Genomic DNA, 20,661 nt, shown 5'->3' with positions numbered 1-20,661 from the left:
CTATGGAACTGACAAGATTTGATGGGGTCAGGCGTCTCAAAAAGCAGGTTCGCGAGGTACTTGCGGAGATAATCACACAGGAAGCAGCTTAACTTAAGGGCGGTGAGGTTTCAGGGCTGAAATCGCGCAAGCGCTGAGTAATAAAGAAGGCCACGAGTTCAGCCAGGAAGCATTATCAGCACTGTCACCATACAGAAGGAAGCATATCAATCGCTTTGGGGATTATACCTTGAACCTTGAGCGCGTGCCTGAGCCTATGGCAGACAAGCATTTCATCCTATCTGTCGATGCGTAGCTGCTTATTACCAATGGTTTTAGGCCGATGTGGTAGGATTTGGTCGTAATCCTTACCTCTGCCCTTGTCGATCCTGAATGTCCTGCCTGAAGAACGACAACTTTAATGATCAGGCCCAGCGTATCAACAATAATGTGTCGTTTACGGCCCTTTATTTTTTTTCCGGCATCATAGCCGCTAACCCCACCAGCTTCACTGGTTTTGACTGACTGGGAATCAATTATAGCCGCGCTCGGTTCTTTGCGTACTACCCGGGGCGCATGAACGCCCTGGCTTTTAGTTCACTTGTGGCTGGATTTTTGAATCTGATACACAACGCGATCGTACTGGGGCCCCCCCCTTGGCTTTTGTCGCAACTTCTTGAGCAGGGTCCCGCCAATTTTTTCGACCGCTTTGCGGGATCGCAGATTATTCTCTCCAACATAGAACAGGACATTCTCGACAAAGCGGAATGCATGCTGGAGCATCAGTGCTTTCATTTCCTTGTTGAAACCCGTACCCCAGCAGCGACGGATGAGAAACGTGTAGCCAATTTCCACGGAAGACTGGGCCTCGTCATAATCAGCATAGCGGGAGCAGCCGATCAACTCCCCTGTGGCTCTATCAAAAATGACCAGAGCACCCTTTGATTCGATTCCTGATTGAAAATAGCGTTGGAATACTTCCCGCTTATAGCGATCCCATTCCGGGTGCTGCTCCCAAATTCCTGGATCCGAGGCAACGGCGAAGAGGGCCTCAAAGTCGCCCGGCTCCAGGGGCCGTGCCGTGATCAGGTTTCCCTCCAGGATAGGCTGCCAGTCGGGTCGTTGTCTTTCCTCATTCATCGCGTCTCTCCTTGGATAACTGTCACCTGCTAAGCGAGGTCGCACCGGCTGCAGGTTCACCGCCACTCGGGATTCCTTATCAGAGATCAGAATGGATTTCCAGAGCGGGAAGGACCCCGAGTCGCAGCGACCGAAGAATCGTCCTCGGGATGGGTGCTACGGGTCCATGCGGCTTCTAAAAGCTTCCTCCTGAAAATCCACGACCCTTTGCACGAAGGCGTCCGATGTCGAAAAGGGCTTGCAAAGTGATCACTACAGATGATCTTCAAAAGAAAGCTCTTGAGGAATTCGCGAAGTTTGACAAGGATAAAAATGGTTCTATATCTCAGAGCTGGTTTAAAAAGCCAAAATGCAAGCATTTCATACCAAGCGATGCAGCATAAGGCGGATCATTCCTATATAAACAAGGGCTTCGCTTGATGAGGGAAGCCGTTCATAATCCTTGCTCAATCGTCGATTTCTTCCAAGCCATCCGAATGTCCTTTCGACAATCCATCTCATTGGAAGCACCTTAAATCCTTCCACGTCATCGGAGCGTTTAACAATTTCAAGGATAAAGTTGAATCCGCTTTTGGCCCATTCAATCAGTTGACCCGAGTATCCACCATCCGCCCACATGATTTTGATAGAGCGGAGCTTCTCCTTCGCAGCTTCGATCGTATGCATCGCTCCTTGTCGATCCTGAATGTCTGCCTGAAGAACGACAACTTTAATGATCAGGCCTAGCGTATCAACAATAATGTGTCGTTTACGGCCCTTTATTTTTTTTCCGGCATCATAGCCGCTAACCTCACCAGCTTCACTGGCTTTGACTGACTGGGAATCAATTATAGCCGCGCTCGGTTCTTCGTTTTTTTTTGATCAGCGCGAACCATTTTCCTCATCTCATTGTTGATCTTTTCCCAAACCCCATTTATTTTCCAGTCCCTGAAGTAGTGATACGATGTTTGCCATGGTGGCAAATCATGGGGCATTTGACGCCACTGGCATCCTGTTCGCACAACATAAAATACTCCATTCAATATTTCTCTGAACTGATATGTTCGCGGACGGCCATCAAATTTTTCAGGGGGCATAAAAATTTTCAAAACGTCCCATTCGAGATCACTTATATCGTTTTGATATGATTCCCTGTCCATGGACGTCTATACCTCACTCAGCTGTTTGGGAAAGTATTATATCCACTTCAGTTTTTATGCAATTCGGGAAACTCGTTTACTCCAAATGACCGCCCATGGCCTTTTTAAACCAGCTCCTAGAGTTTTCCTGTATTTTGCAACACCCTCCCTGGTGGCTCATTTTGGGCCGTGTAGCATCGATATATTTCAATCATCAAATGCATAGCCAGGGTGTTGACAGCAAAGAGCCTGCCAACACCCGTAAGGCGCGGCAGGCTTGGATGTAAACCGTTGATCAGTGACTTTCGATAGCCCCGACGTCAGCCTTCCCTCCCAGGGCTCGAGCCTGTCGATAGAGGTCATCAGCAGGCACGGGAATAGTTCCAGATGCACTGTTGACTGCGGGACTTTCCGGCTTCAAGGCGAAATAGTCACTGTGCGTACCCTGAGCGACGAACATGGGGTCGAGATTCAGCCGGTTGGTATTATTGCCCGTGGAGACGAATCCGTTGCCACCGTAAACAATATTATGACTGAAGTCCACATTCACTGATTTGCGGGTGCTGTTTACCGGACGATCACTGCGGGCGACCATGATGTTGTCGCGGACACGAACGTTTTTGGATTCCATTGCAGTGATCTCACCGTCGCCGGTGATGGCTATGGTTGAGTTGCGGACGGATGTATTAAAGAAGATATCGACATTGCTTGCTTTGAAGGCATGGATACCACGGCCGCCGTTATTGTTAACAATATTGTTCGCAACCAGAGTTCGACCTTTGTAATCCTTGTAAGAATCAAGAATGATGCCGTTGCCGTCCGTCGGTGCCTGATATTTATAGCATTCGCAGGGCACCTCGTTGGAATTATTCGAGCTGACGTTCCGGAGAATAATATGCTTATAACCCTGGGTATTGTTGTCGATGTCGCGAGGTACGAGCACGGAAATTCCAGATCCGCCATAGGACGAAAAGCGACCGTTATTATAGATGCGGTTATCCTCGATCGTAACATAATCGGAGCCCATCGTCGCGACGCCGACCAGTGGATGATCATGGATGTAGTTGTTTCGTATCACGATGTGGTGGGAAACCGGCTTGGTCAGATCGCGACTTTCGATACTGATACCACTGGAGCTCGCATAGGGCGTTTGCTTTCTCATCTCTGCAAGCGCTCCTTCCAGCGTCACATCCTTATTGTGTCCCGCAAGGTCAAAACCCTCGATGATAATGTAAGAGGCATGACGAATGTCAATGCCCGACCAGTTCTTCCTAACCGTACTCACAATTTTTGCACTTTGTCCGGGGAAATTGCGGTAGGTGATCCAGGCATTCGGCGTCCCGGATGTGGTAATGGCCAAAACCGCGAAATTCGTGCTGGTGTACTCGCCCGACCCGACCAAGAGGGTGTCCCCTGGTTTCAATCTTCCATGGGCATGCTGGAGAGTTTTCCAGGGCTGGGCTTCGGTCCCCGGGTTTTCGTTGGAGCCAGAGACAGAGGACACGTGGAAGACCTTGCGATTCGCTGGATCATCCGTTGTGACGGCAGGCGCGGTTCCGAGAAGGGCGGAGCTGTCCTGTGAACGCGACAGAACCCGATATCCATATCGAGTCTTCGCGGTCAAACCAGTGTCGCGATAGATTCGAGCGTCGGCATTTAAACTTGCCACCTGAACCCAGGCTTCTGACGGCAAAGTACGCCGCTCGACGATGAGCGCATCCACCGGAGTTTTTGGTTTCTTCCATTCCACGATAATATCTGTGTGAGATATCACGACGGCCGATGTAATCCCTTGGGGAGAGACCAGCATGGTATTTGCGGACACGGTCTCTCCTTCTGGCAAAACCGTGCCGACGCTTTGCGTTAAACTCTCGCCTTCCGCTTGAATGCTGACCTTGTCACCATCGCTCTCACTTTGAACGGAAAAATCACCCGGCGCCGTCTGCAACTGCCCACGTTCGCTATCTGTTGACTTGGAGTTACAGCCGAAAGATGCTGCCCCAAGAAGCTGACAAAGAACAACACTGAGTACCTTCATCCTTTGACGATCCTGATCCATAACTAACCACTCCAACTGTAAAAATGAGAAGGCCAACACAGTCAAGCTATAGCAAGCCTGCTGTTGATAAATGTTGACGGCATTTCGCGACACAAATCTTGCAACGAGATAGGTCACCAACGTGAAAGAATTGCGATCCGGCATGACTTTACAAGCTTCGTGCCAGACACACTTAATGCAATCATTCTCGACCTGCAAGTTAAAAAGGAAGGAGCCGTTGGCCTTTGTTGCGTTTGAGGATGTTGCAAAATACATGAAAAGCCTCAAGCTCCCAATCCAAATGATTGGTAAATCTCGTGAGTTTGTGAAGCTTGTCACCTATTTTGCAACACCCTCCTTCGCTCATTCCGGCCCAACCCAGACGGGATCCATGGTCCTCGGTAACAAAATCACCAGATTTTGCCAAAAATAGTTCTACTTTGCTTTTGTACTTCGCCATAATTTCCCACGTCCCTGAGAATAACCTTGCGAGTTATCTAACCTGGGACACCAGACTGAACTCAACACAACACAACACAACTCAAATGAACTCAACACAACTCAAAACAGCCATCATAAAAAATTTCTGCGGAGCATGAAGCAATTCGCGCATGAACACGTTTCTTAATGCGCCCAGGGGCGCAGATCAGGGCCCCGGAAAGAATGCCTGGAGTTTCAGCAGACCCTTGATTATCAAGGTTTTCACGAAAGCTGTAATTCTGAAATTTCCCAATAATTTTAACTGGCCGCTTATTTTATAGTCATTCTTTCCAGGGCCCTGGAGAAAGCGTTTTTCGGATTTTCTATCGCGCTCGTCAACGAACCCATGTCGGGTTCGTCTCCGAAGGCTTTTTCTGATGAGATGTGACCCATCACCAATCTTTCATTTTCACCACCTGGGGGAAAACTGTGGCTTCCTGTTCGCCCTTGTTCAGTGGAGTCAGAAGAATGGTCAGAGTTCCATCCGACACGCTCTGCAGGTGAACAGAAAGCTTTTTAAAGTCCTTATTGGGGTCGGATCTTGGCTGGTCGGGCGATGTCGGCAGTGGACTTGCATCCCTGAGAAAAAAGTTGGCATTGGCCGGCGACAGGATACGGGCCACGAGTTTTTTATCGCCGTTGGTCAGAACCGCGGTTGAGCCCGAAACTGTAACCTCAGTAGCCCTGGTAGTCTTGGTGGCTTTGGTATTAATATGCATAAACCACCAAACGTCGGAAGGCCGGGATGCTTTGATCTCGTCCTGAATCATGAGCGCCTGAGTTTTCTTGAACAGCTTGAATCCTCGGCGCACAGATTGAGCCTTGGATGGCTTATAGGGTTCCGTGAGATTAGTCGTGGCGAATGCGATATCAGTGCCGGATTTGAATCGATCGATGACAGCGGCAGCCTGCGAGTCCTGGCCCGGCTCAGCGGAAGGATTGATGACCAGCGTATTCTGACCTTCGGGTCTGGTCCTGTAATACGTCCAGCGGTGTTGTGGCTTGAAGTAATCCTCGCCGGCACCCTCGTAACTTTCGGCTCCCAGATCAACGGCCCATCGAACACCTTTCGCATCATAAACGAAACTGCCGAGATCCAGATGACTATGACCGGCTTTGTTATCGCCGCTCTTGACACCAACGTAGGCATCCTCCTTGGACAGGCCGCTGCGGAGCACGGCGACCTCAGCTTTGCGGAAGTACTGGTCCAAATCCGCCGTAATCTTCGATCTTGCATACTCCGGATTGTACCAGAACAGTCCATAGACGCCGACGTAATTCCTGGCAAAGGCCGCGAATTCAGGACGCATAAATCTTTGAGCCAGGTAGTGCATTTCCTGGCTTGGTTCCACCACCCAATTAAGGTGGACATCACTATAGTTGAAATACCTGTCGCCTGACAAAAAAGTCGCCAGAGGGAAATCCCCAGCCTTGGACAATCCTTCGACCTTGCCCAGACCCACATCCCTCCCAAGCGAATACTCCAGCCCCGAGATAAATGCAGCCAGATATCGCAACGCGTAACCCCAGTAGGCTATGCCTTCCGGATGAGCGCCGTCAGGCCCCCATGCTAGAACCGACTGGGAATCTTTCGTTGATTTCAAGGCCAAATCAATCACTTTGGTCGCGATTTCGGGCTCATGCTCGGCAATCGTTAGTGCGCCCAGAGTCAGTCCGCTATTGCAAACGATATTCCAGTTGCCCTTAGTTGAAGTCCAGAAAGTTTGTCTGGAGTATTCAGAAAAACTCGGCTCAAGGCCCTTGGTCTTGATTGCAGCTCTGATAAGCTTTTGGTCTGCGTCGGACATCACATCATAAAGCCAGTCATAGCCTATCGCCAGGGCGTGAGTCATCTCCGCTGTATCCAGAAAATGCTTTGGATTCCAATCGCCCCAGGCTGGATCAGCAACAGCCCTCATTTCAAGGATCGCCCGATCGGCGAATTTTTTTTCACCAGTCAGCCTATAGCTCATGGCGAGAGTCTGGACGCGACTCAAAACTTCTCGACTGGTATCCAGCAAACGAATGCCTTCCATGATCCGTGTGCAGGTCGGCAGGCTCAGTAGCTGTTCGGCGGATTTGTAGCCGGCGCTTTCCTTGTTGCATATCCTGCGGGCTGCAGGATTGATTGGTGGCGGGAGGTTTCGGCCCGGTACGCCTTTGATGTTGGCAAAGAATTTTTGGAAATCGGGCTGAGTGGCGAGATTTTCCTTAAGACGATTGAAATCCAGCGCGGATCCCAACAAACGGGGATGTTGACGGCTGAGAGTCTTGAGGAGATCCGCTGCCGGAGGAGTGGTGGTTGCGTATGAAGGGTCGACTTCGAAAGACGACAGGCTGCGACCGGGAATGGGTCTTTGGACTTCGCCGTCAGGCAATTTCCAGCCGACCGCGACTCCGTCTTTTCCGGCCGCTTCCTTATTCAGCACTTCAAAGTAATAGCGTTGCCCTGCTTCAAGATGAACCGGCGCCGAGGTCTGGCCTGGGTACTTCTCCCATTCGGTCAGGGCGGTCCATTCAGTGTCGGATATGGCTACTATGGGCTGTCTCGAAAGATCCCCAGGCTTATCTGTGGTGCTGAGGAAAAATTGTGACTCGTCATCGCCAGCGATGTAGAAAACATAGTCCCCGGGCTGGGTGACATGCAGGTAACCGCGGATGCGTCTTCCGTAGTTATCAGCGGAATTTTTTGGGGTTTCCAATTTGTCCAGGAACACCCGTGAAGATGGACGGGAGGGAAAATCCTTGAAGCTCTTCAAGGAATCGATGGATTTTCCCGGAATTCCATCCCATTGTTCCACCAAAACACGGCCTGTGCCTCGATTCTGTGGACTAGCCACGTTCCTCAAAGCTAAAGCATCATTGCTAGATTGAAGCTCAGGGTCAGTGATATCGGCGCCGGATAGAGACTCAGGCTCGGAGTTTTGCTCTGGCAATGAATTTTCCGAGTCCGTGCGATGGCGCTTCGATTCTTGAAAATCGTTGGAACACGACAGCAGCAGGGATAAGAGTGATACAGACAGTAAGATTTTCATGGAAGTTCCTTATCTAGAAATAGATTCCCAGGCCCACTTGTACTCTAGTATCTCCGGTTGAATCGTTGGGCTGGCTTTGTCTTGCGGTTCGTCTCTGGAATGGGCAAAACGTTAAAAGCACCAACGGAAATGCCAACAATTTCAGTCTATCGCTGGAGCTAATCTCACTTCATCGACAGCACGACCTTCCTGTAAGCGGCAACCTCGACTCAATCCTTCAGAACCATTTGCCGCTAATTGTAGTGAAAATGGAGTGCAACTCCATCCTCAAAGCTTTCCAAATGGGGAAGCAACACATCAGCATTGGCACTTGGAGTGCCGATCAAGCCTCCCGCTGTGATGGTCGTTGCCAGAGCCAAACAAGATATCAAGTTCCGCTTCGTAAGTTGAAGTCCCATAAACCAATCCTCCTCGTGAAAAGCATTCATTTCCGTTCCGGGCAAGTAAATTTGTTTGAGCCTTTTCCACATTCTCTTGCGTGAATGCCATCGCATTTAGCACTTCGTTCTGAACAAAAAACATGGATCTACTGACAAGGAATGTTAGTAGATTCTTTGAATCCTGGAGCCTGCGCTGCACTCATGCACAGCATGATTAGTATGAGCTTCAAAAGTCGAAAATTCCGCTCAAATGTTTACGGTTTCTTAATCAAGAACTTGTGGCTTAAATATCTTCCATTTATTTCAAAGCCCTTCTATATGATATGGATCCCACAGTTCAACTGAAAAATGACAAGGCTAGTTCATTCAAATGAATGAATGCGCTTTGCGTTTTCATCATCGTGCAAAGTATTGCCTCAGGGTCATTATCTGGTGTCAGACACTGTCGCCAATTACTAACAGTAAACATAGCTTCTGTCCGTTTGGTTTCCTTAAGGCTCTGACAGAAGGGGGTTCTGTTACTGTGCTGGTGCGATGATGATACACTCGAAGTTCCAGAGGCTTTCCTTCTCCGACCCAGGGCCCCGGAAAGAATGCCTTGAAATTAATCCAGGCCTTGCGCGGGTCTGCTTCACTGGATCTCGATACCGTTGAAATCCAGGCTGGAAACAAGAGCCAGGGATTAATGCTTTCCACTTTTTAGCATAAAGTTCATTTCATTGCCGCAGCAGTACCCTGAGAGACGGCGCTTCCTTGTGCGAATCTTTTATTTTCTTGGCCTACATTTTTGAGAAGAGGTATTCCAGATCGGTGTCTTTGCCATAAAAGCAGGAGCGGATGGTTTTTGCGATCTGAAACCGGCCTTTTTTTCCTGAAGATGCCCATGATCACGTTACGCAGAGTGATCATAAGATGTGGAAGAGAGCCGGATCTGACCCCGATGCGATCCTCGTTAAATGTCACGTCTCTTACATAAAACATTTTGTTTTCAATGGTCCAGTGGCCTCGATTCAACTGGAGCAGCACCCTTGCATCAGCATCCTTAAGACTTGTCAGGCCATATACGTGCTCACGCCTGACTTTGCCGCTTTTTTTGATAATACTTTCCCGCTCAATGATAAAGGCCTGCTCTGCCGTAGGAAAATTAAGCCAGAATGGAAGTTCCTTCCTCAGGTATAGAGTTCTTTTATCCACCCTTCCATGTCCATGGTCCTCTGTGCTTGCCATTGAATGTGAATTTTCCTTGATATTGAGCATTTCCAGCCGGTCGATGAGCTTTTTCCCGTTTCCTTTCATCGTAAAAACATAATCGGCCTCTTTGCCCTTGAGCCAGGCTGCGAAATCCTTTGTGCTGTGAAGAGCATCCACGGTCACTATTTTGCCGCGAATATCAATCGAATCGAGGAGGTGAAGCTCCCCCGAAATTACGGACACTGACAATGTATACTGGGGCAATATCCCAGACTTGGAGGTGTTCCGTGTTCGACAAAAAAGCCAGGAAACAGTACAGCAAGGAATTCAAGGCCGAAGCTATCAAGCTTGTGACAGACCAAGGGATGAAGGCGTCTGATGCCGCTAAAGACCTTGGCATCAGTGTTCCCACACTCAGCTCCTGGCTTTTCAAAGCCAAGCAAAGTCGAAAAGGTCAGAATCGCTGCAAAGGCCACCCTGATGAACTGGAAAGAAAAGTGCGCGAGCTGGAGCAGCAGGTTAAAAGGCTGACGATGGAGCGCGAGATATTAAAAAAGGCGATGGGCTACTTTGCAGAGCTCCCGAAATAAAGTACGCCTTCATCGAGAAACATCGGGATACGTTCCCAATCGTTGTCATGTGCGAGGTTTTGAGGGTTTCACGCAGCGGCTATCATGACTGGAAAACGCGAGTGCCATCAGCTCGAAGCCTTGTTAAGCAGAAGTTACACGCTGCAGTTCTCTGCATCTACCATTCGAGTCGGCGAACCTATGGTTGTCCCAGAATCCACGCCGAGCTGTTGAAAGAGGGTTTTAAGTGCGACAAGACAAGGGTTGAGAGAGTTATGAAAGAGCTGGGTATCCGCGCAAAAACCAAGCGCAAATTCAAGGTGACGACCGACTCGAACCATGCGCATCCGGTCAGTCCGAATCTGGTAAATCGTGACTTTAAAGCTGTTGGACCGGATAGACTATGGCTGACGGATATCACCTACATAGCGACCGCCGAGGGCTGGCTAGCACTACTCCGCGGAATTTTTAGGAAGTGTCGTGTAGCTTCCTAAGGCCTCGTAGACGTATACTACAGCCGGGACAGCGATCGATTTCAAGTGCTTCGTTTATCCAGCGCCTAATTGCTGGCAAAGTAATGAGAGCTCAGAGGGGAGTGGACAGGGCTTGGTGATAGCATTCTTCAGTCTCAGCACCAGCCTTCGGCTCTAAGACGCCTTCATACCTGGAAGGGTGCAGCACGAACCCTTGGACTTAAGCTTCTGGCTGGCAGCATTCATGAGATGGAATCAGCCCTTATCCCTTCTTCTGGACAATCCGCGACACAAATCAGGGAAAACTGGAAGGCGCTCTGTCTGTCGTCTGAGGACTATGAGCAGCTCCTCGGTGCCTTTCTTGGGAGCGAAGGCAGTGGCGAGGCAGCTCTTTCTGATCTTTATGCCTATGCGGGGCTTTATACTTCCGATATGAAGGAACGCCTTGAAAAGGCTGGCTGCCCGCAGGAGGGCCTTCTGGTTATGGACCACGTGCAGAATTGGAAACCGGTAGCCCTGCGGCTGGTTCATGAGATGCTCCTGCATGCCGTCTCCAACGCGATGGATCATGGCTTCATCCGTCCCTTGCAAAAAAAGGAAAATGTCAGGCCGGCCCTGATCCGGATCGAGGCCCTGCCAAAGGGCCCTTTGATTCAGCTGAAGGTCACCGACAATGGGGCCGAGGGTGCCCCGCCAAATTCCTCCATTGATTAGTTGAGTCTTCTGTGTCAATGCAATGCACAAGGAGACGTCATGAAGAAGAGTCGATTAACGGGAGAACAGATCATCAAACCCATCAAACGTCAGGAATTCAAAAAAAACAGCGGATATCTGCCGACATCTTGGTATCAGTCAGCAGTCATTTTACAAGTGGAAGAGCAAGTTCGGCGGCATGGATGCCTCCGAGGCGCAAAAGCTGCATTGCCTTTGAAGATGAAAAACGGCGTATCCAGCAGATCGTTGCCGATCGGGCTCTGGATATTCAGGCAATAAAATTTCGGGGCGAACTTCGTGTTTTGCCCTTCGGGATGACGCGTTCCGTGTCTTCTGAGCCGCACAGGCATCATGCGTCAAAATAACGCTGTGTCCGTTTCCGTCCTCACTGTCCGATTCTGGTCCGCTCCTGCCTGCATCGCAGAGAACACAGGTGAAAAAATGGATGTCACCGACCTGAACATGTTCGTCGTCATGATGCATGATCAGACGAGCGTAAGTAATTTTCGGTGGGAACGAAAAGATTCACAAAGCCTTGGCCACCAATAGGCCTATGGGTATACTCGCTCGACGTTACGCCGTCAGGGATGGTTCGCCTGCGAAAGAAAAAAGGAAAGCGTGCATGGGTATCATGGACTTTTTAAAGAAGCAGTTTATCGATGTCATCGAATGGGTGGAGGCCGGTGACGGTCTTCTGAGCTGGCAATACCCGATGGAGGATCGCGAGATTCAGAACGGAGCGCAGCTCACAGTTCGTGAATCGCAGCTGGCGCTCTTCGTGAATGAAGGCAAAATTGCCGATCTCTTTGCGCCCGGCCGCTATACCCTGAACACCCAGACTCTGCCGCTTTTAACCAACCTCAGAAATTGGGACAAGCTGTTCGCCTCGCCTTTCAAGTCGGATCTCTATTTTTTCTCGACCCGTGAACAGATCGATCAGCGCTGGGGCACCACCAATCCGATCACAATTCGGGACAAGGAGTTCGGTGCGATTCGCCTGCGGGCGCATGGAACCTATTCCTATCGCATCAGCGATCCGCGACTGTTCTTTCAAAAGATCAGTGGAACCCGTCCGGCTTATGCGACCAGTGAGCTTGACGCACAGCTGCGGGCCATGGTGCTGACCGCTCTCAGCAGCCATTTCGGAGCGGCAGAGGTCGCATTCATTGACCTGGCGGCGCATCAGGACCGGTTCTCGAAAACCCTACAGGATATACTCCGACCTACGTTTGCCCAATACGGCCTTGAACTCGCGACTTTTATGATTCAAAGCATCAGCCTGCCCGAGGAGCTGCAAAAGTACCTCGATAAGGCCAGTTCGATGCGACTTTTGGGTGACCTCAAACGGTATGCCCAGTTTCAGGTGGCAGACAGTGTCCCCCTCGCGGCACAGAATGAAGGTGGAGCGGCCGGAATTGGGGTTGGGCTCGGTGCAGGCGTCGGATTTGGTCAGGCGATGGCCTCGGCATTTCAGCAGCCTGCCACAGGCAGCAGTGAGGCCAAGGAGGATGTGTTTGCCACCTTGGAAAAACTGCAGGGCCTGCTGACCAAAGGAATTTTGACGCAGGAAGAATTTGATCGCAAGAAGGCCGAACTTCTCTCGCGCATCTAAAGGACAGTTATGGAAATCCATTGTCTGAGTTGCGGGGCTGCCCTTAGGGTCCAGTCTCCGGCGACCCTCTTTATTGTTTGCAGCTACTGCCAAACGACCTTGATCCGTGATCAGGACTGGGCCGTGTTTGGCAAGATGGCCGTGCTTCCGCCTGAGATCACTCCCTTACAAATCGGCACACGAGGCGTGGACAAGGGTGAAAACTTCGAACTGATCGGCCGTCAGCGCCTGCAGTGGCGGGACGGTTATTGGAACGAGTGGTGTGCCCTTTTTCCTAAAGGCCGGATCGGCTGGCTTGCCGAGGCGCAGGGGTTCCTTATGATCTCGTTTCCTCTAGAGCCTGCGCCGTCTCTGCCGACCGTGACAGATCTGAAGGTGGGTGACAGCATCGACATTCCGGGACACAGCAGCTTTCGCGTTGATGACATCAAGAGGGCGACCTGCATAGCCAGTGAAGGGGAAATGCCTTTTCCTGCTCCGGCGCGGCAGGAGCGTTTGAGCATTGATGCGAGCAACGGCGAGGGAGGATTCCTGTCGATTGAAAAAATCGGCGCAACTGTGCATGTGCACGTGGGGCGTTACAGGGATTTTAACGATTTTCAATTCACTCACTTGAGGCAACTCGATGGCTGGTGAGTTTACCTTCAATTGCCTTCAATGCGGTTCGCCGATTCCCATTCTTGCGCCCGGACAGAGTCTCAGTTACGCCTGCCGTGCATGCGGTGCCCTGGTCGAGGAAAATCACCAGGGGCTCCGCATCCTGAAAGCAGCCTCGCAGTCTATGCTATGGAAGCCGCTGCTCGAGCTTGGGAGCAGGAATAAATTCCGGGGCGAAACCTGGCAGGTTCTTGGTTTTATGGTGCGGTCCGATGGATCGGGGGACTTCATCTGGAGTGAGTATCTCCTCTTCAATCCCTACCAGGGTTTTCGTTGGTTGACGGAATCGCAGGGCCATTGGAACTTCCTGCATATGACCCGGCACCGCCCCAGCGGGGGCCTCGGCACGACGGTTCGTTGGGGTGGTCATCCTTATCGGCTTTTTCTGAAGGGACAGGCCCGGGTGAAATTCGTCCTTGGCGAATTCTACTGGCGGGTGAAGATCGGTGATGTCGTGAATGTGCGGGACTATATCGCACCGCCCGATATCCTGAGCTGCGAGGACGATGGCACCGAGGAGATGTGGTCAGCCGGAACTTACGTTGAACCCGAGGATATCGAAAAAGCCTTCAAGCCCCTTGGGCCCATGCCGGCGCGGGTCGGTGTGGCTCCCAATCAACCCTCAGCCTACCTTGCAAGACGTTGGTCCTACCTGAAACACTGGGGAATTTTCGCGGCTCTGCTTTTGATTCTGCATTTGGGAATTAATAGCACTAAAGACGAGCGGACCGTCCTGGATAGCCGCCTTCTGCGCGATGGGAAAATCCCGTTGCAGATGCTGCGATCCGAGCCTTTCGTGCTTGAGGGCGATCGCACCAATGTGAAGATCAAGATGCATGCGCCTTTGCATAACTCGTGGCTGAATCTGCGCTTCACCCTCATCGGTGAAGATGGGCAACTTCCCACCCCGATTGAATTCGGCCGCGATCTTTATCGCTATGAAAGCTGGAGCGACGGCAGCGAAGCACACACGGTGGACGAGGTGTTTCTGAAGCGCCTGGACAAAGGCCGTTATCGACTCGATATCAGCTCGGAAATGGGTTGGGTGGATCCTTCGATCCTGAGCAAGCAGGATGTGCCCCTGCATCTGACGGTGATTGATAACGATAAGGTCATTTCCCCCCTGATTATCTGCCTTGTGCTCGTCAGTCTTTTTCCCCTGTGGGTCCTACTCGGGGATTGGCGCTTTGAATCGAGACGCTGGTCGGAAAGCGATGTGAACGGTTAGGAGTACGCTGTGTTTTATTATCGTTTGTTTGGAAGTATGGTCTGTGGTCTTTTTTTGTTCCTCAGTTCGACAGGCTGGTCGTGCTCCGATGATCGTGGCTCCGGTTTGGGAAGCTCCGGCGGCGGATACAGTCGCGGTGGCAGCAGCGGTGGATATAGGACCTATCATAAATAAGATTTTTCAAGACAGAGGAGACGAGTTGTGGAAAGCCTGAGCCGTTATATCATGAGCGCGCTGGTGTTTTCGGGCCTTGGCATTGTGATTCTGATCGTGGCCATGGTGATCTTTGATCGCCTGACCCCCGGTCATATGTGGAAGGAAATTGTTGAAGAGAAGAATCTGCCGCTGGCCCTGACAGCCTCGGCCACCATTCTCGCCGTTGCGATCATCATCGCCTCGGCCATTCGCGGATAGGATAAGCCCGTGGCCCTGCTTCTTTTGATATCGGTCTTTGTGATTGCGACGGCGGGTCTGGTTTACGAACTGATCGCAGGCACGCTCGCGTCGTACCTTTTGGGGGATTCGGTCACTCAGTTTTCGACCGTGATCGGTGTCTATCTTTCGTCGATGGGGGTAGGGTCCTGGCTCTCGCGTTACGTGAAACGCGACCTTCTGCGTTTTTTCATTCATGTGGAACTTTTGCTGGCTTTGATCGGAGGAAGTTCTGCGGCTTTGCTCTTTTGCCTCTTTGATCATGTGGGAAGCTTTCGACTCCTTCTCTATAGCCTTGTGAGCATCACAGGCATCCTGGTGGGAGTTGAGATTCCGATCCTGATGCGCATTCTAAAGGATGAGTATGCGTTTCAGGACCTCGTGGCCAAGGTCTTTACCTTTGATTACCTCGGAGCCCTCCTGGCTTCGCTGCTCTTTCCCTTGATCCTTGTCCCACGACTTGGACTTGTCCGTTCGGGCTTCTTTTTTGGTCTTTGCAATGTGCTAGTGGCCTGGGCGGCTCTGGAAATCCTGGGCAAGCAGCAGGCCTGGCGAAACATGCAGAGGATCTACGTGCTTTTAGTCCTGGCCGTCTGCAGCACAGGACTTGCGCTCGGCGAACGACTCACCAACTGGTCCGAGTCGCAGAATTTTCCGGATCCGGTGATCGCGGCTGTGAGTTCGCCTTATCAGCGCCTCGTGCTCACCCGGAATCAGCATGATACGCGGTTGTTCCTGAACGGGAATCTGCAGTTCTCCTCGGCGGACGAATATCGTTACCATGAGGCCCTCGTGCATCCCGGACTGGCGAGTCTCCCGGACGCGAAAAGAGTTTTGATCCTGGGCGGTGGGGACGGGCTGGCTCTGCGGGAGGTGCTTCGTTATCCCTTGGTGGAGCAGGTGGTGCTGGTGGATCTGGATCGTGCGGTCACAGATCTGGCGTCACGTCATCCGATTCTCAAGGACCTGAATCAGGGCGCACTTGCGTCGCCCAAACTGAAGGTGGTGCATGAGGATGCATTCAGCTGGCTCCGGTCGGCTCCTGAGCCCTTTGATTTCATCGTCATTGATTTTCCGGATCCCAGCAGTTTTACGATAGGAAAACTTTATAGCACCCGTTTTTATGAGCTGGTGAAGCAGGCTTTAAAACCTGAAGGGCAGATGGTCGTGCAATCCACATCCCCGTTCTATGCAACGCGGTCCTTCTGGACAATTGTGAACACATTGAATGCGGTTGGTTTTCAGACGGCGCCCTATCATGTGTATGTTCCTTCATTCGGCGAGTGGGGTTTTGTGCTGGCCGGGCGTCGCGATCATTCCGTGCCGACCAGCCTGCCGCGCGGTCTGAAATTCCTTTCGCCTGAACTTTTGCCAGCCATGTTTCATTTTCCGCCTGATATGCAGGCGACAGTCCAGGCTATCAATCGACTGGATAACCAGGTTCTGGTGCGAACGTTTGAAGAGGAATGGACGCGTTATGTCCATTAATCGAAGAGACCTCCTGATTGGTGGCATGGCTCTGCCCATGATGATGGGTTGCGGTGAACGCAAACGTGAACTGCGGCTGACCGGTGATGATAGCGCACACGGCCATCGACTACGGACCATGGATTTCCCTGCAGCTTCCGACAGCGAACGGTGCAAGGTGCTTATCTTGGGCGGCGGTGTGGCCGGCTGCACAGCGGCTTATACCCTGAAAAAACAGGGGTTTGGTGACTATCGCCTTCTGGAGATGGGAGGCGAGGCCGGCGGCAATGCGCGCAGTGGAAAAAATTCCGTTTCAGATTATCCTTTGGGCGCTCACTATCTGCCGCTGCCGAATGCTGAGGAGAAGGATCTTCTGGAATTTTTGCAGGATGCGGGCGCGCTTCAGGGTTGGACCGCGCGCGGCGAGCCAAGGTACCGGGACGAATTTTTGTGCCATGATCCTGAGGACCGGGTTTTTTACGAAGGCCGTTGGTTTGAAGGTTTGATCGCCTGGAAGGCTTTGGCTCCACATGAAGTCGATGACATTCGCGCTTTTTTTCGCTTCATCAGCAGCGTGCGACAGAAAAAAGGTCAGGATGGACGGCGCCTCTTTGCCATTCCTTTGGATCGATCGTCGCGTGATTCCGAATGGCTTAAGCTGGATCTCATGACGTTTGCAGAATTTGTGCGCGGGCAGGGCTGGCATTCGCCTTATCTGGCCTGGTATCTCGATTACTGCTGCCGCGATGATTATGGTGCAGGCTGGCAGGACGTATCGGCCTGGGCTGGACTCCATTATTTTGCTGCGCGTGATGCCGAGCGTGGGGAAGGAGCCACGATCCTGACTTGGCCCGAGGGCAACGCGTGGCTGATTCGGCAGCTGATGAAGAGGTCACAGGATCGCATGATCGGTGACACCTTGATCTTTCGCATCGAGAGATCAGGTCAGGGATTTGTGGTTGAAGGCTGGCAGTCGCACAAAGATCGCACAGTGCGCTGGGAGGCTGAAAGTCTGATCGTGGCCCTGCCGCGTTTTGTGGCGCAAAGGCTTTTGCCGGGATACGCCGCGCCCGTGGGGGCCATGTCCTATGCGCCGTGGATGGTGGCCAACTGCACGGTGGATGCGCTGCCGCAAAGCCCAGGATCGGCGTTGGCCTGGGATAATGTTCCTTTCGGATCGGCTTCGCTTGGTTATGTTGTGGCCACGCATCAGAAGGTGCAGCGTTATGAGGGTGCGAGCGTTTTGAGTTCGTATTGGCCTTTGGCCGCGCAGAAGCCCGAGGTCGCTCGCATGATGGCGGGCCTCCGGCAGTGCCACGACTGGGAGCGGATGGTGCTGGCTGATTTGGAGAGCATGCATCCGGGCATCAGCGCCTCGATAGGGTCCATGGATTTCTGGCTTTGGGGGCATGGGATGATACAACCGAGACCAGGATTTATTTGGGGAAAAGCGCGGGCCCGACTGCAGGAGCGGTCTTCGAACCTTGCCTTTGCGCACAGTGATATGAGCGGCATTTCCATCTTTGAAGAGGCCTTTGCGCGGGGGCGCGAGGCTGCCCTTCATATTTTGCAAGGGAGGCGCTTCGGCTGATGCCCACGCAACCCTGGATGCATTCCGCACGTTTTGATCTTCTCTGGATACTGTCGCCGCCTTTTTTTGCGGTGCTGCTCGTTGCTGTTCTGCAGCTTTTTTTCCCGGATTTTATGAGGGAACCACTGGCGCCCGGACTTTGGCTGATGACTGTGGTGGGTATTGATGTGGCCCATGTTTATTCCACAGTTTATCGTGCCGGGCAGAAGCCAAGGCTTCTCTGGCTGGTTCCGCTTTTAGGGTTGGTGGCAAGTGTGATTCTTTATCGCATGGGACCCGTGGTGTTCTGGCGAAGTCTGGCTTATCTGGCTGTCTTTCATTTCGTAAGGCAGCCGTATGGGATCATGCGTTTTTATCAGAGGACCGAGCGCAGCACGCGGATCGATCAACTCGCAATCTATGGGGCGAGCCTTTATCCGCTGGCCGTCTGGCATTTAGGAAGCGGCCGTGATTTCGGTTGGTTTATGGAAGGCGATCTTTGGGTATGGAATGCAGCCTTTCTTCTGCCATATGCGCATGCCGCTGCGCTCGCGATTGCGTTTGCTTATGGCTGGCAGGAATGGAAAGCCCGAGCGTTGAATGTGCCCAAGAATCTTGTGGTCCTGGGCACTGCTGCCGCGTGGGGCCTTGGCATTGTTGTGTGGAATTCTGATCTCGCGTTTACTCTCACCAATGTCATCAGTCACGGTGTTCCCTATATGGCGATGATCTGGATTTTTAATGGAATGAAGTTCTGGCGTCCGGGCACGAGCACCGACTGGCGTTGGGTGGCGCCGCTGCTTTTCGTCTTGACTCTTTTTGTGTTGGCCTACGCTGAGGAAGGGCTCTGGGACGCCTGGGTTTGGACCGATCATCCGCAGGTTTTCCCCTGGTTTTCCTATCATTTTCAGCCGGCCGAGGATTCGTCCCTGGTTTGGATCGTGCCCCTTCTGGCCCTGCCCCAGCTGACTCATTATGTGTTGGACGGATTTTTATGGCGTCTCGGGAGGTCGGGATCATGAAGCGTCTTTTACCGGAAACGCCTGCGCATCTTTTGGAAGGGTTCAATAACCTCACAAAGTCGCTGCGCACCAATCTTTATTTCATTCATCCTGGGTCTGATGATTTTTCCCGGTCTTTGCAGCTTCGGTACCAAGCGGCATCGTTGGAAGTCATGCTGAAGGAAATTGCCGTACGCATCGAGGCGGTGGTGCTGGCCAGCTCGCGCCAGGATTATGAACCCTGGGGCGCGTCGGCTTTGATGCTCTTGAGCGATGCGGGGCCAGGGGCTGTGCATATGCATCTGAACAAGAGTCATCTCTGTGCCCATACCTACCCGGATTTTGGAACAGCGGAGGACCTGCCTTGCCTCCGGGTTGACCTCGATCTGACGAGCTGTGGCACGATTTCTCCCCTCCGGTCTTTGAACTTTATTCTCGACTTTCTGCAGCCCACCGCGGCGGTGATCGATTACTCTGTCCGTGGATTTACCCGGGATGCCACGGGGCAGGTCCTTTTCCAGGACCATCCCCTCACACGTCTCTGCGATGCAGTGGATTCGCAGTGGCATGAAGTGTTTGAGATTTCGGATGAGATTGGCCCCTTCGACCAAACGTGGCAGATGAAGATGCTGCGCCGTGAGCTTCCGCCCCAGGTCAGCCGGCAAATTCGTGGAATTATGCAGCTCCGCTGACCCGGAAATCCGCAAGAAAATCTTTAGATTCGTCCTTTTTTACCGATAAAAAGGTCAGGAGGAATCCCAACATGCGCCTTTGGTTACTGCTGCTCAGCTTTTGGCTAATGACGTTTGAATCCGCAGCGGCCGTTGCGTTGCCTGCGACCGTGAAGGCGTCGTCGGCAGCAGGCGTTGAGTCGGCAGCAGGCGTTGAGTCGGCAACAGGCGTTGAGTCGGCAGCGGCCATTGATTCAGCAGCTCGCTCCACAAACCCACCGCGGGGATAGGTAATTCGAATCGGCAAATTTCAGTTTCCCACTTTTGCCGCAGTAGTCATTATAACATGGACCACTGCTTTTCCAAGTCTATTTGGTGCTTTAAAGCACCTCGGGCTGGTCGATTTGATGAGACAGAATGTAGTTTCACGTAATACAAACGGTAGCTTAACAAATTTTGGCTGCAAGCATCCCGGCCCGTTAGGCAATGCTCTCATATACATATTCAGTTCCAGAGCGCTTTTTCTTCGTCGGTGGTCCTGTCGGGAGATTCAAATGCACAAGGATCTCTCGGATGGCTTCCTTGCGAATGATCGCAGCGATGACCCGCACATGCCCTCCGCAGTGAGGGCAAACCGTAAGATCAATACCGAATGTTCTTTTGAGCAGTTCGGCCCAAGGAATATATCTCGAGGGCTTTTCCGCCTCCTCCTCAAGATCGTCGCCGGGCAATTCTTCCAATGGAACACCGGGGGTCGGCTTTTTTTTCAGCAGGCCCAGCATCGATCTCCTGACGTGGAACTATCAGTGACCTGAGTTTGCTGTGGGATGAAAGGCAACCATAATAATTGACTTGATGCCGATAGGGAGGAGGAATGATCGCTGCCAACTTTTCGATAAATTCAAG

General features: G+C 51.9%; 19 protein-coding genes and 1 pseudogene. 13 read left to right on the top strand and 7 right to left on the bottom strand.

What is annotated here, in order from left to right:
* Positions 1–356 precede the first annotated feature (356 nt).
* The 6 genes and pseudogenes from VE954_RS18830 to VE954_RS18805 all read right to left on the bottom strand — a co-directional run.
* Positions 357–531, bottom strand: a pseudogene (locus VE954_RS18830) (transposase); the annotation flags it as partial.
* Positions 532–576: 45 nt separating this feature from the next.
* On the bottom strand, positions 577–1,119 hold the full coding sequence (locus VE954_RS18825) for a GNAT family N-acetyltransferase (protein ID WP_324955571.1): 543 nt from the start codon (positions 1,117–1,119) through the stop codon (positions 577–579).
* A gap of 360 nt (positions 1,120–1,479) precedes the next feature.
* Positions 1,480–2,258 (bottom strand): IS5 family transposase gene (locus VE954_RS18820; protein WP_324955569.1). Its coding sequence is split into 2 segments (ribosomal slippage): positions 1,480–1,982 and positions 1,982–2,258, totalling 780 coding nucleotides; the frame shifts between segments, so codons are not numbered across the junction.
* A gap of 274 nt (positions 2,259–2,532) precedes the next feature.
* Positions 2,533–4,296, bottom strand: coding sequence for a right-handed parallel beta-helix repeat-containing protein (locus VE954_RS18815; RefSeq protein ID WP_324955567.1), 1,764 nt, complete (start codon positions 4,294–4,296; stop codon positions 2,533–2,535).
* Between the two features lie 851 nt (positions 4,297–5,147).
* On the bottom strand, positions 5,148–7,790 hold the full coding sequence (locus VE954_RS18810; RefSeq protein WP_324955565.1) for a DUF4962 domain-containing protein: 2,643 nt from the start codon (positions 7,788–7,790) through the stop codon (positions 5,148–5,150).
* Between the two features lie 1,091 nt (positions 7,791–8,881).
* Positions 8,882–9,604 carry an ISAs1 family transposase gene (locus VE954_RS18805; protein WP_324955562.1) on the bottom strand — a complete coding sequence of 241 codons (723 nt, stop codon included), beginning with the start codon at positions 9,602–9,604 and terminating at the stop codon, positions 8,882–8,884.
* Between the two features lie 44 nt (positions 9,605–9,648).
* Between VE954_RS18805 and VE954_RS18800 the strand changes: the two genes are divergently transcribed.
* The 13 genes from VE954_RS18800 to VE954_RS18745 all read left to right on the top strand — a co-directional run bounded on the left by VE954_RS18800 (position 9,649) and on the right by VE954_RS18745 (position 20,045).
* The gene (locus tag VE954_RS18800) at positions 9,649–9,951 is read left to right on the top strand and encodes a transposase (protein ID WP_324955560.1); all 303 of its coding nucleotides are present in this window, start codon (positions 9,649–9,651) and stop codon (positions 9,949–9,951) included.
* Positions 9,909–10,424 (top strand): IS3 family transposase, encoded by a 516-nt coding sequence (locus tag VE954_RS44315; protein WP_414699016.1) that lies wholly within the window; start codon positions 9,909–9,911, stop codon positions 10,422–10,424. The genes VE954_RS18800 and VE954_RS44315 overlap by 43 nt, the downstream gene beginning before the upstream one ends.
* Before the next feature lie 123 nt (positions 10,425–10,547).
* Positions 10,548–11,117, top strand: a complete 570-nt coding sequence (locus VE954_RS18795; RefSeq protein ID WP_324955573.1) for an Hpt domain-containing protein — start codon at positions 10,548–10,550, stop codon at positions 11,115–11,117.
* Positions 11,118–11,156: 39 nt separating this feature from the next.
* Positions 11,157–11,396, top strand: coding sequence for a hypothetical protein (locus tag VE954_RS44665; RefSeq protein ID WP_324955558.1), 240 nt, complete (start codon positions 11,157–11,159; stop codon positions 11,394–11,396).
* Between the two features lie 343 nt (positions 11,397–11,739).
* Positions 11,740–12,729 carry an SPFH domain-containing protein gene (locus VE954_RS18785; RefSeq protein ID WP_324955556.1) on the top strand — a complete coding sequence of 330 codons (990 nt, stop codon included), beginning with the start codon at positions 11,740–11,742 and terminating at the stop codon, positions 12,727–12,729.
* Between the two features lie 9 nt (positions 12,730–12,738).
* On the top strand, positions 12,739–13,365 hold the full coding sequence (locus VE954_RS18780; RefSeq protein ID WP_324955554.1) for a DUF4178 domain-containing protein: 627 nt from the start codon (positions 12,739–12,741) through the stop codon (positions 13,363–13,365).
* A complete protein-coding gene (locus tag VE954_RS18775; RefSeq protein WP_324955553.1) occupies positions 13,355–14,614 on the top strand; it encodes a DUF4178 domain-containing protein in 1,260 nt (419 codons plus the stop codon). The genes VE954_RS18780 and VE954_RS18775 overlap by 11 nt, the downstream gene beginning before the upstream one ends.
* Before the next feature lie 201 nt (positions 14,615–14,815).
* Complete coding sequence (locus VE954_RS18770; RefSeq protein WP_324955551.1) at positions 14,816–15,028, top strand: DUF350 domain-containing protein; 213 nt, start codon at positions 14,816–14,818, stop codon at positions 15,026–15,028.
* Positions 15,029–15,037: 9 nt separating this feature from the next.
* Complete coding sequence (locus tag VE954_RS18765; RefSeq protein WP_324955549.1) at positions 15,038–16,534, top strand: polyamine aminopropyltransferase; 1,497 nt, start codon at positions 15,038–15,040, stop codon at positions 16,532–16,534.
* Positions 16,524–18,104, top strand: coding sequence for an NAD(P)-binding protein (locus VE954_RS18760; RefSeq protein WP_324955547.1), 1,581 nt, complete (start codon positions 16,524–16,526; stop codon positions 18,102–18,104). The genes VE954_RS18765 and VE954_RS18760 overlap by 11 nt, the downstream gene beginning before the upstream one ends.
* Positions 18,104–19,105: a hypothetical protein gene (locus VE954_RS18755; RefSeq protein ID WP_324955543.1), complete on the top strand. Its 1,002-nt coding sequence runs from the start codon at positions 18,104–18,106 to the stop codon at positions 19,103–19,105. The genes VE954_RS18760 and VE954_RS18755 overlap by 1 nt, the downstream gene beginning before the upstream one ends.
* The gene (locus VE954_RS18750; RefSeq protein ID WP_324955541.1) at positions 19,102–19,776 is read left to right on the top strand and encodes an S-adenosylmethionine decarboxylase; all 675 of its coding nucleotides are present in this window, start codon (positions 19,102–19,104) and stop codon (positions 19,774–19,776) included. The genes VE954_RS18755 and VE954_RS18750 overlap by 4 nt, the downstream gene beginning before the upstream one ends.
* Before the next feature lie 71 nt (positions 19,777–19,847).
* Positions 19,848–20,045: a hypothetical protein gene (locus tag VE954_RS18745; protein WP_324955539.1), complete on the top strand. Its 198-nt coding sequence runs from the start codon at positions 19,848–19,850 to the stop codon at positions 20,043–20,045.
* A gap of 189 nt (positions 20,046–20,234) precedes the next feature.
* Here VE954_RS18745 and VE954_RS18740 read toward each other — a convergent pair whose 3' ends face one another.
* The gene (locus tag VE954_RS18740; RefSeq protein ID WP_324955537.1) at positions 20,235–20,537 is read right to left on the bottom strand and encodes a hypothetical protein; all 303 of its coding nucleotides are present in this window, start codon (positions 20,535–20,537) and stop codon (positions 20,235–20,237) included.
* Between the last annotated feature and the right edge of the window lie 124 nt (positions 20,538–20,661).

Source organism: Oligoflexus sp. (assembly GCF_035638955.1).
Taxonomy (GTDB): Bacteria; Bdellovibrionota_B; Oligoflexia; order Oligoflexales; family Oligoflexaceae; genus Oligoflexus.
The sequence above is the reverse complement of the archived record's forward strand: the minus strand, read 5'-3'. Positions and strand labels throughout refer to the sequence as shown.